Raw genomic sequence first — 12,872 nt, 5'->3', positions numbered from 1 at the left:
CACGGAGACCTCGGCGACCGGCACCGACGCCGGGCTTTTCGTAGCGAATTGTGGCAAATCCCGGACCGCCACGTCGGCCGCGACAGTCTGTCCACAGCGATGCCGGTTCAGTCCACCGTCCGTCGAGCACAGAGCGTTAATGCGCCGCCTCATCATTGACGCGTGGATACACTATTCGTCACATCTTCATTCTTGGGGGCGGTTCTGTGCTGACAGTCTATGGCGATCATCGATCCGGTAACTGCTTGAAGGTCAAGTGGATGCTGGATGTTCTCGAGCATGACTACCGTTGGGTGGAAACCGATGTCCTGTCCGGCGCCACCCGGACCCCGGAATTCCTGGCCCGCAACCCGGCCGGTCAGGTGCCGGCGATGGAGTTTGCGGACGGTCGGGTTCTGGCCCAGTCCAATGCCATACTGCTGTATCTGGCCGAGGGAACCGCGTGGGTCCCGGCCGATCGCTTCACCCGCGCCCGGATGATCGAATGGCTGTTCCGGGAACAGTACAGCCATGAACCCTATATTGCCGTGGCCCGGTTCCAGCGGCTGCTGGCGGGCATGAGCGCCGACGAGATCGCGCCGCGGCTGATGCAGAAGGGCCACGCGGCGCTGGCGCGGATGGAGGCCGCCCTGTCCGGGGGGGGCTGGCTGGCCGGCGAGGCCGCCAGCCTCGCCGATGTGGCTCTCGTCGCCTACACGCGGGTCGCCGGCGAAGAGGGATTCGATCTGGCGGGCTATCCGGCGGTCCGGGCATGGATCGTCCGGGTGGAGGCGGCGCTCGGCATCGGCTAGACGGGACCCGGAACCCGACCGGAGCCTGATTGATGCGCGACCATCCCTGTGTCCCCCTGAGCGGCTACGCGGAAACCGACGACGCTACCGGCCTGGCGGCGGTGACGGCCTTTCGCGAGTCGATGGCCCGGCGGCGCACGGTGCGCGACTTCTCCGACCGGCCGGTGCCGCGGGCCATGGTCGAACAGGCCCTGCTGACGGCCGGTTCGGCCCCGTCGGGGGCCAATCACCAGCCGTGGTTCTTCAGTGTCATCGACAGTCCGCAGGCCCGGGCCCGAATCCGTGCCGCCGCCGAGGCCGAGGAACGGGAATTCTATTCCGAAAAGGCCCCGCAGGAATGGCTGGATGCCCTGGCCCCGCTGGGCACAGACTCCGACAAGGGTTTCCTCGAGGTGGCCCCGGTGCTGATCGCCATCTTCGGCCAGAAGCGCGGCGGGCCGAAGCCGGGCGACGACAAGAAGAACTACTATGTGACCGAGAGCGTCGGCATCGCCACCGGCCTGCTGATCGCGGCCCTGCATGAGGCCGGGCTGGCGACCCTGACGCATACGCCCGCGCCGATGAGCTTCCTGGCCGAAATCTGCGGCCGTCCGGCCGGGGACAAGCCCTTCCTGCTGCTGGTGGCCGGCCATCCGGCCGCCGACGCCACCGTGCCGGTCGCGGCGCTGGACAAGAAGCCGCTGGACGCCATCGCCGCCTGGATCTGACAGTCTAGCGCCGCTCGGGACGGCCGCCCGGGGCCCAGTCGGGCGTGAACTCACCGTCGGCCAGCCAGCGCAGCGGCGCGATCAGCGACTGGATGGCGCGGGTCATGAAGGGAATGTCGAGGTGGGCGATGTCGTCCTCGACCGTATGATAGGTCGGGGTCACGGCCCAGCCCGAGATGGTGTGGGCGACCACACCGCGCACGGCCAGCGGGTAGTTGTCGGACCGCTCGAAGAAATTCTGCTCGGGATACAGGTCCGGCGCGATCAGGGCCCCCTGGTCACGCAATGCGACCCCGAGGGTCGATCGGTCGAATCCGGTCATCATCATGACCCCGTCCGGCATCTGCGGGTCCTGGGTCCCGATCATCTCGATCGCCAGATTGGCGACGATCTCGCTCAGGGGCACCGGCGGATGGTCGCCGAACCAGCCGGAGCCGAGACCGCCGACCTCCTCGCTGCCGAAGGCGACGAACAGCAGGCCGCGACGATGGGCATCGCCGCTGGACAGGGCCCGCGCCAGTTCCAGCACGGCGGCGACGCCCGAGGCGTCATCATTGGCCCCATGCATGATGGTGCCGTCCGCGCGCACGCCCAGATGATCCAGATGGGCGCTGATCAGGATGACACCCGCGTCAGGGTCGGTGCCTGGCCGCCAGCCGATGGCATTGGTGGTCACGGTCGGCTCGACATGGCCCTCGCCCGGGGTCCAGACCGCGCCGGTGCCGGGCATCAGTGCCATCCGGTCCCAGACCAGGGCCGGCACGACCAGCAGGGTACGGGACGGGCGCGCTTCGTCTCCGGCCAGGGCGAAGCGGGGGCGGCCGGGTGACGCGCGGGCCACGGCCTCGCGCAGGGTTGCGGTCTCGCGCAGGATCACCAGCCGGCTGCCCTGGCGCCAGGCGGCGTTGACCCAGGTTCCGACGGCCGGGCCTTCCGGCGGGGCGATCATCACGATCCCGGCTTCCGGCAGGGCTGACGGGTCGGTACCGGTAAACACCTCGACCCGGCCATCCATCGGGGCGTCACCGCCGGACAGCAGGCCCAGCCCCTCCGCGCGGGACAGGCGGATGCCGCCGATACTCAGAGTGCCCGTGTCCGACGGCGTGGTGCGGGTCACGGCGATGGTCTGGGTGTAGCCGTCCATGCCCGGCGCGGGCTTCAGGCCGAAGCCCTGGAACTGGGCCGCGACATAGGCGGCGGCCACGGTCTCGTCGTGGGTGGCGCTGCCGCGACCGCGCAGGGCGTCGCCCGCGAGGAAGGCCGCATGGGCCGCGACCCAGGCCGGATCGACGACCGGCGCGGCGGTCTGGGCCCGCACCGGCGCGGCGAACAGGGCCAGGGCGGCGGCGGTGATGACGAGGCGGCGCGGGAACATGACAATCTCCGGGATGACCGGCGTTCCCTGGCCCGCGTGGCCGCACCAGGTCAAGCGGCGGCAACAATCCGCTGGACGCGGTGGCGGTGCGGATTTACCCCGATGGCAGTCGTCCTGACCCGGAGCCGCCCGATGAAGCGTATCGCGATCACCCTGTCCGTCCTGACCCTGGGGGCGGCCGCCCTGATGGCCCCGGCCGGGGTTTCCGCCTGGGGCAATACCGGCCACCGGCTGATCGGCACGGCGGCCATGCGGGCCCTGCCGGACGAACTGCCGGCCTTCCTGCGCACGCCCGGGGCCGTGGCCGAGGTCGGCGAACTGTCACGCGAGCCGGACCGGACCAAGGGCGGCGGCCAGCCGCACGACCGCGAGCGCGACACCGCCCACTTCATCGACATGGACGAAGACGCGCGGGTGATGGACGCGCGCGGCATGACGATCGACGCCCTGCCGCGGCTGAAATCGGAATATGACGCGGCCCTGACGGCGGCGGGTCTGGACGTCGATGACGCCGGCTATCTGCCCTATGCGATCTGGGACGGCTATCAGCAGCTGGTGCGCGACTTCGCCACCTGGCGGGTGCTGAACGCGGCCGAGGCGCGGGAACAGGATCCCGGCAAGCGGGCCTGGTACCGCGAGGACCGGCTGCGGCGCGAGGCCCTGATCCTGCGCGACATGGGCTATCTGGCCCATTACGTCGGGGACGGGGCCCAGCCCCATCACACGACCATCCACTACAACGGCTGGAACCGCGACATGCCCAACCCGGACGGCTTCACCACCTCGCGCCAGACCCACGGCGCGTTCGAGGGGGCCTTCGCCGCGCGGGTGGCGCGGCTGGATGCGGTGGAGCAGGCGATGGCGGCCCCCCGGCTGGACGGGTTTGACCTGCGCACCCGGGTGCCGGCCTATCTGAAGACGACCCTGGCCGAGGTCCGGCCCTTCTATGTGCTGGAGAAGGCCGGGGGCTTCCGCGAGGCCGATGCGCGCGGCGCGGCCTTTGTCACGGCGCGGCTGGCGGCCGGGGCGGGCGAGTTGCGCGACCTGTTCATCCTGGCCTGGCGCGACTCCGCCGACGACCTGATCGGCTGGCCGACCGTCAAGGTGGCCGAGGTCGAGGCCGGGACCGCCGATCCGTGGCTGGCGATGTACGGCGAGGACTGAGTTCGGGCTTTTCTTTTCCGCTCATCCCGGCGTAAGCCGGGACCCAGTGCTTTTGGGCAACCGGACCAGGGCGATCGCAGCAACGGTCGGCCTGAAACACAGGCGTCAAGCTGGACAGCACTGGGTCCCGGCTTACGCCGGGATGAGCGGAATTGAGTGAACCTTCCCCGCCAGTGGTGATTCTGGACAAGTCGCAGATGGCCGAGAACATCGGTGCCGTCGCGCGGGTGATGGCCAATTTCGGCCTGACCGACCTGCGTCTGGTCCAGCCGCGCGACGGCTGGCCGCAGGAACGGGCCTGGGCCATGGCCTCGGGGGCCGACTGGGTGCTGGACGGCATCCGCGTGTTCGACAGCGTCGCCGACGCCGTGGCCGACCTGAACACCGTCTATGCCGCCACGGCCCGGTCGCGCGGCACCCGCCAGCCGGTGCGCACCCCGCGCGAGACGGCCCGGGTCCTGTACGACGACCGCGCCTCGGGCCTCGGCATCGGCCTGTTGTTCGGCGGTGAACGGGCCGGGCTGGAGACCAGCGACATCGCCCTGTGCCAGGGCATCGTCACCATCCCCATCGACCCGCGCCATCAATCCTTGAATCTGGCCCAGGCCGTGGCCATCAACGCCTATGAATGGCGCACCCTGATCCTCGACGCCCCGCCGCCGCGCTTCCGCGAGGGCGAGCCCCCGGCCACGGGCGAGACCCTGCTGGGCATGTACGAACATCTGGAGCGGGAACTGGATGCCGGTGGCTTCTTTCATCCGCCCGAGAAACGCCCGTCGATGGTGCAGAACCTGCGCGTCATGCTGGGCCGCGCCGCCTTCACCGATCAAGAGGCCGCCACCTTCCGCGGCGTGATCACCGCCCTGTCAAAGGGGCGCGGCCGGGTGCTGGCCAAGCTGGCGGCGAAGAAGGCGGCGGACGAGTCCCAATAGCTTTTATCCGCTCATCCCGGCGAAAGCCGGGACCCAGTTCTTTCGTGGGGCGCAATGCGCGGGATTGGCGTCCGCGGGTGCCTGTGACGGCGGTTCATCCAAAACACTGGGTCCCGGCTTTCGCCGGGATGAGCGGAATATTGGGACTACCGGATCAACCCAGTTCACCGAAAAACCCCGGCACCACCTCGGTCGCGGGTCCGTAGTGCCCCTCGTCGAAGCGGCTGCGACCCAGCGAGGGTTCGAGATTGAGTTCAACCGTACGGGCCCCGGCGCGGGCCGCGGTCTCGACGAAGCCGGCGGCGGGCCAGACGGACCCTGACGTGCCGATTGAAACGAACAGGTCGCAGCGCGCCAGCGCGGCCTCGATCCGCTCCATCTGCAGCGGCATCTCGCCGAACCAGACGATGTGCGGGCGCAGCCGGCCCGCCGGATGGTGGGGTGAGGGCTCGTGGGTCGCCAGGTCGCCGGGCCAGTCGCAGACCCGGCCGGTGGCGGTGCAGACCGCCTTCAGCAGTTCGCCATGCATATGGATCAGGTCGAAGCCGGGGCCGGGCGGGGTCGCGGCATGGGCCCGGTCATGCAGGTCATCGACATTCTGGGTGACCAGCAGGATCGCGCCGTGCCAGCGCGCGGCCAGATCGGCCAGGGCGCGGTGGGCGGCATTGGGATGCACGGTCGGCAGCTGGCGGCGGCGCTGGTTGTAGAAATCCTGCACCGTGGCCGGGTCGCGGGCGAAGGCCTCGGGCGTGGCGACATCCGCGATCCGGTGGCCCAGCCACAGGCCGTCGTCGGCGCGAAAGGTCGGCACGCCGCTCTCGGCCGAGATGCCCGCGCCGGTCAGGATCACGAGGTTGCGCATGGGCGTCGTCTCAGTCCGGGTTCGCGGGCGTGGTCGGGGCCGCGTCCGGCTTGAGACCGGTGAGCCAGCCGGTGGCCAGTTCCAGCACCGCCTTGCCGACACACAGGATCAGGATCGCGCCTTCCGGCGCATTGTATTTCTGCATGGCCCAGGCCCCGCCCAGCACCGCGATATGCAGGACGAAGATGCGGCCGTAGGGCCGGAACATCTCGGTGATCGGATGGGCTGTGCGCCAGGCCCGGGGCTGCCACCAGTCGCGCCACAGGGCGAGGAGGTTGAGACCCGCCAGGCCCGCCAGCGCCCACAGGAAGGGGGTGTCGAACAACGGACCGGTGATCGCCGGGTCGCTGGACCGCAGGAAGTCCATCGCGATAGCAAAGGTGAAGACCCCGTGCCCGAGGCAGAAGATCCCGTAGTGGACGATGAAAAAGCAGCCGACGCCGAGAGAGGACTGTGGCCCGGACTGTCCCGGCGACTGGACCTGACCGCGGGCGGCCAGCACCCGCGGCAGGGTCATCACCCCGATGATGACATTCTCGAGCCAGTAAAGGATCAGGACCTGCGCCCCGTTCCATCCCAGCAGGAGCACGCCGCCGATCGGGATCAGATTGACCAGGACGATGAACAGGAAACGAAAGGCCGCGAGGCGTTCGATCCATCGTGTCGTCAGTGCGTGCACGTCGCCTCGGTTTTTCGCTGATCCGGGAGAAGGCCCGACCCCGGCATGGATATCGCCGCTCTTCAGGATTGCAACCGCCGAACCTTTCGAGGCGGGAAGGGGTGGGGTAGACCCGGGGCAGACCTGTTTCGGAGATGTCCCTCATGAAAACCCGCGCCGCCGTCGCCTTTGAGGCCAAACGTCCGCTGGAGATTGTCGAGGTCGATCTGGAGGGACCGCGCGCCGGGGAGGTGCTGGTCCAGATCATGGCCACCGGCATCTGCCACACCGACGCCTATACGCTGGACGGGCTGGACAGTGAGGGCCTGTTCCCCTCGATCCTGGGCCATGAAGGCGCGGGCGTGGTGGTCGAGGTGGGGCCGGGCGTGACCTCGGTCGCGGTCGGCGATCATGTGATCCCGCTGTACACGCCGGAATGTCGCCAGTGTAAGTCCTGCCTGAGCCGCAAGACCAATCTGTGCACCGCCATCCGGGGGACGCAGGGCAAGGGGCTGATGCCCGACGGGACCAGCCGGTTCAGCTACAAGGGTCAGGCGATCCACCACTATATGGGCTGTTCGACTTTCTCGAATTTCACCGTCCTGCCCGAGATCGCGGTGGCCAAGATCCGCAAGGACGCGCCGTTCGACAAGGCCTGCTACGTCGGCTGCGGCGTGACCACGGGCGTGGGCGCGGTGGTCAATACGGCCAAGGTCGAGCCGGGGGCCAACTGCGTGGTGTTCGGCCTCGGCGGCATCGGTCTGAACGTGCTGCAGGGGCTGAAGATGGTCGGGGCCGACATGATCGTCGGCGTCGACGTCAATCCGGACAAGGAGGAATGGGGCCGCAAATTCGGCATGACCCATTTCGTCAATCCGAAAGAGGTCAGCGACGTGGTCGCCCATCTGGTCGAGCTGACCGGCGGCGGGGCCGACTACACCTTCGACTGCACCGGCAACACCACGGTGATGCGTCAGGCGCTGGAGGCCTGCCATCGCGGCTGGGGCGAGAGCATCGTCATCGGCGTGGCCGAGGCGGGCAAGGAGATCGCCACGCGGCCGTTCCAGCTGGTCACGGGGCGGGTGTGGCGGGGGAGTGCCTTCGGCGGCGCACGCGGCCGGACCGATACGCCGAAGATCGTCGACTGGTATATGGACGGCAAGATCGAGATCGACCCGATGATCACCCACACGATGCCGCTGGAAGACATCAACAAGGCGTTTGACCTGATGCATGCGGGCGAGAGCATCCGGTCCGTGGTGGTGTTCTGAGGCTTGCATCGCCGAGTAAGTTGTTTAAAAAAACTACCCTGAAGCAGAGGGAAAGACTCCATGTTCACCCATATGACCGTCGGCGCGAACGACATCGAGGCGTCGCGCAAATTCTATGATGCGGCGTTGGGGGCGCTGGGCGTCGCCGCAGCCAGCGGGCCGGACGAGAAGGGCCGTTACTGGTGGCGCACGGCGCGCGGGGCCTTTGCCATCACGGAGCCGATCGACGGGGAGCCGGCCTGCCATGCCAACGGCGGCACCATCGGTTTCGCCGCGTCGGATCCCGACGCGGTCGCCGCCTTCCAGGCCGCCGGGGTCGCCGCCGGCGGCACGGCCATCGAGGACCCGCCCGGCCCGCGCGAGGGTGCGTTCGGCACCCTGCACCTGGCCTATCTGCGCGATCCGTCCGGCAACAAGATCTGCGCCCTGCACCGGGTGGGGTGACACTCGATATTCCATCCGCTCATCCCGGCGAAAGCCGGGACCCAGTGCTTTGGAGGATCGGTCCCGGTAAGCTGCTCGGAACGATGTCCTGAAACGCCGGCGTCACGCTGGACAGAACTGGGTCCCGGCTTTCGCCGGGATGAGCGGAAAACTATGGAAACCATCAAACAGCATCAGGTCCACGGCGGCACCCTGCGCTATCTGACGCACGACAGCGCCACCACCGGCACGCCGATGACGCTGTCGGTGTTCGTGCCGCCGGGTGAGGGGCCGTTTCCGGTGCTGATCTGGCTGTCGGGCCTGACCTGTACCGAGGATAATTTCACCACCAAGGCCGGGGCCTATCGGGCGGCGGCGGAGCACGGGCTGATCATCGTCGCGCCTGACACTTCGCCGCGCGGGGAGGGTGTCGCGGATGACCCGGCCTATGATCTGGGGCAGGGGGCCGGCTTCTATGTCGACGCGACCGAGACGCCGTGGGCCGAGCATTTCCGCATGGAAAGCTATGTCACCGGCGAGTTGGTCGCCCTGGTCGACGCCGAATTCCCGACGACCAAGTCGCGCGGGATCAGCGGCCATTCAATGGGCGGGCACGGGGCGCTGACCCTGGCGCTGCGGCATCCGCACCTGTTCCGGTCGGTGTCGGCCTTTGCACCGATCGCCTCGCCGACGCGCTGCCCGTGGGGTGAAAAGGCGTTTACGGCCTATCTGGGCGACGACCGGGCGGTGTGGGCCGAGCATGACGCGGCGCGGCTGATCGAGTCCGGGGTGGGCGAGGGCTGTTTCGATGACATCCTGATCGACCAGGGCGACGCCGATCCGTTTCTGGTCGAGCAATTGAAGCCGGAACTGCTGCAGGCGGCGGCAGATGCGGTCGGCCAGACGCTGACCCTGCGGATGCAGCCCGGCTACGACCATTCCTATTTCTTCATGGCCAGCTTCATCGCCGACCATGTGGCGTTTCACGCCCGGCGGCTGGGGGGCTCGACGTCCAAACAGGCTTGACGGCGACACTACCCTAAGGCGAGGTTGGCGTGGGGAGATTCACGCATGATTACGTTCGTCGCCGCGTTGATGCTGGCCGTCACGCCGCCGGTTCAACCCTTCACCACGCCGTCAGCCGATGGCTATGTCCTGACCGGTCAAGCTGATGAGCCCGAAGGTCATCCGCGCGGGGTGGTCATTCTGGTGGCCGGAACCGGTGCCTTCGACCGGGACGTGACTTTTGGACGGTCGGGCACGCCGCGCGACCGTCTGTTTGCTGACCTGGCGGAGCGATTCAACGCCCGGGGCATGACGGCTGTGCGTTTCGACCGGCGCGGTGTTCGCCATGGCGTCCCGCCGTCCGAGGTGATCGATGCTGCCGCGGCCCCGACCGTGACCGCCGAAAACCTGAGCGCGGATGTCGGTGCGATCTATGACTGGACGAGGTCCGACGCCGGGCTGGGCGCGCGGTGCGTGGTCTTCTTCGTGCATTCGGAGGGCGCGGTTCATGTGGCAGGCCTGGCGAAGGCGGGGGCCCCTGAACCGGCGCTGATTATCGGCATGGGAGCCCCGCTGGAGAGCAAGGTCTCGGCCGTGCGCTGGCAGAGTACAGGCCGCGACGCGGACTCCCTGGCGATGATGGATACGAACGGCGACGGCACGGTCACGAACGACGAGGTCCGGGCCAACTGGATGAACACGCCCTCGGCGGTGTTCGGGGTGCTGGCTCCGTTCCTGCATCCGAACGGTGCCTGGACGCCGGCTGATCTTGCCCAGCTGCGCACCACCCAGGCGGCGCTGTACGAGCAGGCGAAGACGGCGGCGATGGCGCTCGACGACTCTGACCCCTATCCGAGCGCGGCGGCACCCGCGTTCAGCGCAAGCTGGTGGAAGTCGTGGATGACCGATGACGAACCTTTGGCGGCCCGGTTCGCCCGGTGGCGGTCGCCGATGATCCTTCACTATGGCGCGCTCGATTCGCAGGTTCGCGAGGACCGTCAGCGCGCGGCGGCCGAAGGCATCCTGCCGGATGAACAGGTGCGGTTCGTATCTCACCCGGGCCGCGGCCACAGCCTCGGGACCGAGGCACTTTTGGGCCCTGTCGACGCGGTGATCGCCGACCAGATCGCGGACGAGGCGGCGGCCGCCTGTCCGGGCTGAAACCCTGACGCCGTGCTTGCAGAATCGTGGCGTCGAGTGATGCGCCGTTTGGCTTCCTGCCGAACTGAAGCATGCTAGAAGGCCGCATGACCGACGCACACGCCCCTGACTACACCCCGATGTTCTCGGCCCTGTGCGTCGAGCTGGGCCTTTGCCTGCATCCCAAGGCCGAGTTGAAGGTGATTGCCGCCCTGCCCAATGGACTGGATGCGGGGGTCAAGGCGGTGCTGGAGGCCGAGGGCATCGACATGGCCTCATCGCCGGGCGAGCTGCGCCGTCAGGTGCGGGCCTGTCTGAAGGCCAATCTGCCCGGGGCCTGACCCCGCGCGCCTGACGCGTTTCCGGAACGAATTTACCCGTCCCGCCTTGGGTTCGGCAGGGGGCCTCCCTAGATGAGGCGTCCCCCCGTTCGGATCGACAAGGAGCTTTCCCATGGCCTTCACCCTGCCCCCGCTGCCCTATGCCTATGACGCGCTGGAGCCCGTGATCGACAAGGAGACGCTCCATATCCATCACGACAAGCACCATCAGGCCTATACCGACAACCTGAACAAGGCCGTCGACGCCGAGCCCAAGGCCCAGGGCAGGACGATGGAAGAGCTGTTCGCCACCATCTCGACCCTGCCCAAGGCCATCCGCAACCACGGCGGCGGCTACTGGAACCACAATTTCTACTGGGACGGCATGGCCCCGGCCGCCGAAGCGGGCGCGCCGTCGACCGAGCTGGCCGCCGCCATCGACCGCGACCTGGGCGGCATGGACGCCTTTAAGGCGGCCTTCGAAAGCGCCGGCGCGACCCAGTTCGGCTCGGGCTGGGCCTGGCTGATCGTGCAGGACGGCACGCTGAAGGTGATCAACACGCCCAACCAGGACAATTCCCTGATGGACATCGCCCCGGAGAAGGGCGCGCCCCTGCTGGTCAATGACGTGTGGGAGCACGCCTATTATCTGAAATACCAGAACCGCCGCCCCGAGTTCCTCAAGGCGTTCTGGACGGTGGTCAACTGGAAGGCGGTCAACGCCCGCTTTGCCGCCGCCACGGCCTGATCCCGGCTTGACCTGGGGAGGGCGGGCCGTCATAAGGCCCGCTTTCCCGCGCCGGACCCTGTCCTGCGCGTGAATCCACTACGGACGATGCGTGGACCGCCGTTGAGATCGTGCTTCCAATCTCGGAAGCGCCGGGCCGCATCATGTTGAAGAGAACAGAATGTCCAAGCGCCACAGCGCCAAATACAAGATCGACCGTGCCATGGGTGAAAACCTGTGGGGTCGCGCCAAGTCTCCGGTCAACAAGCGCTCCTACGGTCCCGGCCAGCACGGCCAGCGTCGCAAGCAGAAGGTTTCGGACTTCGGTCTGCAGCTGAAAGCCAAGCAGAAGCTGAAGGGCTATTACGCCAACCTGACCGAGAAGCAGTTCCGCAAGACCTATGACGAAGCCGCCCGCCGGAAGGGTAACACCGCCGAGACCCTGATCGGTCTGCTGGAGGCCCGTCTGGACGCCACCGTCTATCGTGCCAAATTCGTCCCGACCCCGTGGGCTGCGCGTCAGTTCGTCAACCACGGTCACGTCACGGTCAACGGCAAGAAGGTCAACATCGCCTCCTACAGCCTGAAGATCGGCGACGTCGTCGAGGTCAAGGAAAAGTCGCGCAACATGGCGCTGGTGCTCGAGGCCCAGCAGTCGTCGGAGCGGGACGTGCCGGACTACATCGAGCTGGGCGACCGGGGCTTCTCGGCCCGCGTCGTGCGCGTGCCGGAGCTGGCCGACGTGCCGTTCCCGGTCAAGATGGAACCCAACATGGTCGTCGAATACTACTCCTCGTAGGTTCGTCCGCCGCGCGGTGCGCCGTGCAGAGACTGGAAAGGCCCCGGATCGCTCCGGGGCCTTTTCGCATTCCGGTCGTTACTGTCGGGTCCCGGGTTGGGGATCATCCGGCCGGCAAGCAGTTTACGGATGCGCCGCAAGGCAATTTGAGCGATGACGCCAGGGAAACTTTCAAAGGGGACGGGCATGGGCTCGAACGGGATCAGGACGCTGCTCGCGCTGACGGCGACGGGCGCGCTGCTGTCCGGATGCGCCGGCCTGCAGTCCCTGCTGACCGATGGACGCGCCGCCGGGGCCGCCGTTTCCGTGCCCGGGACGCGGGAGTCGGTCCAGGCGGCCGCCATCGCCCAGGGACAGGCCGTGTTCTGGGTCGGGTCCAACGGCTGCACCACCCGCGACGACCTGATGCCGGTGGTCAGCCAGTATCGCGGTGCCGCCACCATCACCCTGTGGCGGGTCAGCGAGGACGACTGCGACGCCCCGATCCCCGGCGGGGTCGAGGTGCGCTGGACCTTTGAGGAAATGGGGCTGCTGCCCGGCACCGACGTGCGGGTCGGCAACTCCTATCAGGGACCGTCGAGCTGAGCCGGCCGGTGGGCCCGGCCGCCGTTGGGCCAGCCTGTCTGATTATTCACGTGTCATCGGGCGAATGCGCGGGCATCTAAAGGCCAAGCTCAAGTCATCCAGGGAAATGGAAC

The 12,872-nt window shown here is 68.0% G+C and carries 15 protein-coding genes; 12 read left to right on the top strand and 3 right to left on the bottom strand.

Annotation, left to right across the window (positions count from 1 at the left end):
• Positions 1-206: 206 nt before the first annotated feature.
• Both AACZ75_RS04985 and AACZ75_RS04980 read left to right on the top strand, forming a co-directional pair.
• Complete coding sequence (locus AACZ75_RS04985) at positions 207-791, top strand: glutathione S-transferase family protein (protein WP_339871616.1); 585 nt, start codon at positions 207-209, stop codon at positions 789-791.
• Positions 792-823: 32 nt separating this feature from the next.
• Positions 824-1,498 carry a nitroreductase family protein gene (locus AACZ75_RS04980; RefSeq protein ID WP_339871615.1) on the top strand — a complete coding sequence of 225 codons (675 nt, stop codon included), beginning with the start codon at positions 824-826 and terminating at the stop codon, positions 1,496-1,498.
• A 4-nt stretch (positions 1,499-1,502) separates the two neighbouring features.
• Here the strand turns inward: AACZ75_RS04980 and AACZ75_RS04975 are convergent, their stop codons facing one another.
• A complete protein-coding gene (locus AACZ75_RS04975; protein WP_339871614.1) occupies positions 1,503-2,873 on the bottom strand; it encodes a M28 family peptidase in 1,371 nt (456 codons plus the stop codon).
• Between the two features lie 132 nt (positions 2,874-3,005).
• On the opposite strand from AACZ75_RS04975, the gene AACZ75_RS04970 reads away from it, so the two are divergent.
• Positions 3,006-4,037 (top strand): S1/P1 Nuclease, encoded by a 1,032-nt coding sequence (locus tag AACZ75_RS04970; RefSeq protein ID WP_339871613.1) that lies wholly within the window; start codon positions 3,006-3,008, stop codon positions 4,035-4,037.
• A gap of 152 nt (positions 4,038-4,189) precedes the next feature.
• Positions 4,190-4,969 (top strand): RNA methyltransferase, encoded by a 780-nt coding sequence (locus AACZ75_RS04965; RefSeq protein WP_339871612.1) that lies wholly within the window; start codon positions 4,190-4,192, stop codon positions 4,967-4,969.
• 154 nt (positions 4,970-5,123) lie between these two features.
• Here AACZ75_RS04965 and AACZ75_RS04960 read toward each other — a convergent pair whose 3' ends face one another.
• Positions 5,124-5,831, bottom strand: a complete 708-nt coding sequence (locus AACZ75_RS04960) for an NAD-dependent deacylase (RefSeq protein WP_339871611.1) — start codon at positions 5,829-5,831, stop codon at positions 5,124-5,126.
• Positions 5,832-5,841: 10 nt separating this feature from the next.
• On the bottom strand, positions 5,842-6,510 hold the full coding sequence (locus tag AACZ75_RS04955; protein WP_339871610.1) for a DUF6498-containing protein: 669 nt from the start codon (positions 6,508-6,510) through the stop codon (positions 5,842-5,844).
• Between the two features lie 143 nt (positions 6,511-6,653).
• Here AACZ75_RS04955 and AACZ75_RS04950 point away from each other — a divergent pair, with 143 nt between their 5' ends.
• From AACZ75_RS04950 to AACZ75_RS04915, 8 genes are all read left to right on the top strand, one after another.
• Positions 6,654-7,760: an S-(hydroxymethyl)glutathione dehydrogenase/class III alcohol dehydrogenase gene (locus AACZ75_RS04950; RefSeq protein WP_339871609.1), complete on the top strand. Its 1,107-nt coding sequence runs from the start codon at positions 6,654-6,656 to the stop codon at positions 7,758-7,760.
• A 60-nt stretch (positions 7,761-7,820) separates the two neighbouring features.
• Entirely contained in the window at positions 7,821-8,204 is a 384-nt protein-coding gene (locus AACZ75_RS04945; protein ID WP_339871608.1) for a VOC family protein, read from the top strand.
• A 153-nt stretch (positions 8,205-8,357) separates the two neighbouring features.
• Positions 8,358-9,209 carry an S-formylglutathione hydrolase gene (fghA, locus tag AACZ75_RS04940; protein WP_339871607.1) on the top strand — a complete coding sequence of 284 codons (852 nt, stop codon included), beginning with the start codon at positions 8,358-8,360 and terminating at the stop codon, positions 9,207-9,209.
• A gap of 45 nt (positions 9,210-9,254) precedes the next feature.
• Positions 9,255-10,349, top strand: coding sequence for a hypothetical protein (locus tag AACZ75_RS04935; RefSeq protein WP_339871606.1), 1,095 nt, complete (start codon positions 9,255-9,257; stop codon positions 10,347-10,349).
• Between the two features lie 86 nt (positions 10,350-10,435).
• Entirely contained in the window at positions 10,436-10,669 is a 234-nt protein-coding gene (locus AACZ75_RS04930; protein WP_339871605.1) for a hypothetical protein, read from the top strand.
• A 112-nt stretch (positions 10,670-10,781) separates the two neighbouring features.
• On the top strand, positions 10,782-11,396 hold the full coding sequence (locus AACZ75_RS04925; RefSeq protein WP_339871604.1) for a superoxide dismutase: 615 nt from the start codon (positions 10,782-10,784) through the stop codon (positions 11,394-11,396).
• Between the two features lie 160 nt (positions 11,397-11,556).
• Positions 11,557-12,174, top strand: a complete 618-nt coding sequence (gene rpsD / locus AACZ75_RS04920) for a 30S ribosomal protein S4 (RefSeq protein WP_339871603.1) — start codon at positions 11,557-11,559, stop codon at positions 12,172-12,174.
• A gap of 186 nt (positions 12,175-12,360) precedes the next feature.
• Positions 12,361-12,759, top strand: a complete 399-nt coding sequence (locus tag AACZ75_RS04915; RefSeq protein WP_339871601.1) for a hypothetical protein — start codon at positions 12,361-12,363, stop codon at positions 12,757-12,759.
• Positions 12,760-12,872 lie beyond the last annotated feature (113 nt).

The organism is uncultured Brevundimonas sp. (assembly GCF_963975535.1).
Classification (GTDB): Bacteria; Pseudomonadota; Alphaproteobacteria; order Caulobacterales; family Caulobacteraceae; genus Brevundimonas.
This window is presented reverse-complemented; position numbering and strand designations above follow the sequence as displayed.

Bases quoted from the DNA above. Each gene is read 5' to 3' on its own strand.
- AACZ75_RS04930 (WP_339871605.1), top strand. From the start codon at position 10,436: ATGACCGACGCACACGCCCCTGACTACACCCCGATGTTCTCGGCCCTG.
- AACZ75_RS04950 (WP_339871609.1), top strand. From the start codon at position 6,654: ATGAAAACCCGCGCCGCCGTCGCCTTTGAGGCCAAACGTCCGCTGGAG.
- AACZ75_RS04915 (WP_339871601.1), top strand. From the start codon at position 12,361: ATGGGCTCGAACGGGATCAGGACGCTGCTCGCGCTGACGGCGACGGGC.
- fghA (WP_339871607.1), top strand. From the start codon at position 8,358: ATGGAAACCATCAAACAGCATCAGGTCCACGGCGGCACCCTGCGCTAT.
- AACZ75_RS04945 (WP_339871608.1), top strand. From the start codon at position 7,821: ATGTTCACCCATATGACCGTCGGCGCGAACGACATCGAGGCGTCGCGC.
- AACZ75_RS04925 (WP_339871604.1), top strand. From the start codon at position 10,782: ATGGCCTTCACCCTGCCCCCGCTGCCCTATGCCTATGACGCGCTGGAG.
- AACZ75_RS04975 (WP_339871614.1), bottom strand. From the start codon at position 2,873: ATGTTCCCGCGCCGCCTCGTCATCACCGCCGCCGCCCTGGCCCTGTTC.
- AACZ75_RS04960 (WP_339871611.1), bottom strand. From the start codon at position 5,831: ATGCGCAACCTCGTGATCCTGACCGGCGCGGGCATCTCGGCCGAGAGC.
- AACZ75_RS04970 (WP_339871613.1), top strand. From the start codon at position 3,006: ATGAAGCGTATCGCGATCACCCTGTCCGTCCTGACCCTGGGGGCGGCC.
- AACZ75_RS04980 (WP_339871615.1), top strand. From the start codon at position 824: ATGCGCGACCATCCCTGTGTCCCCCTGAGCGGCTACGCGGAAACCGAC.
- AACZ75_RS04935 (WP_339871606.1), top strand. From the start codon at position 9,255: ATGATTACGTTCGTCGCCGCGTTGATGCTGGCCGTCACGCCGCCGGTT.
- rpsD (WP_339871603.1), top strand. From the start codon at position 11,557: ATGTCCAAGCGCCACAGCGCCAAATACAAGATCGACCGTGCCATGGGT.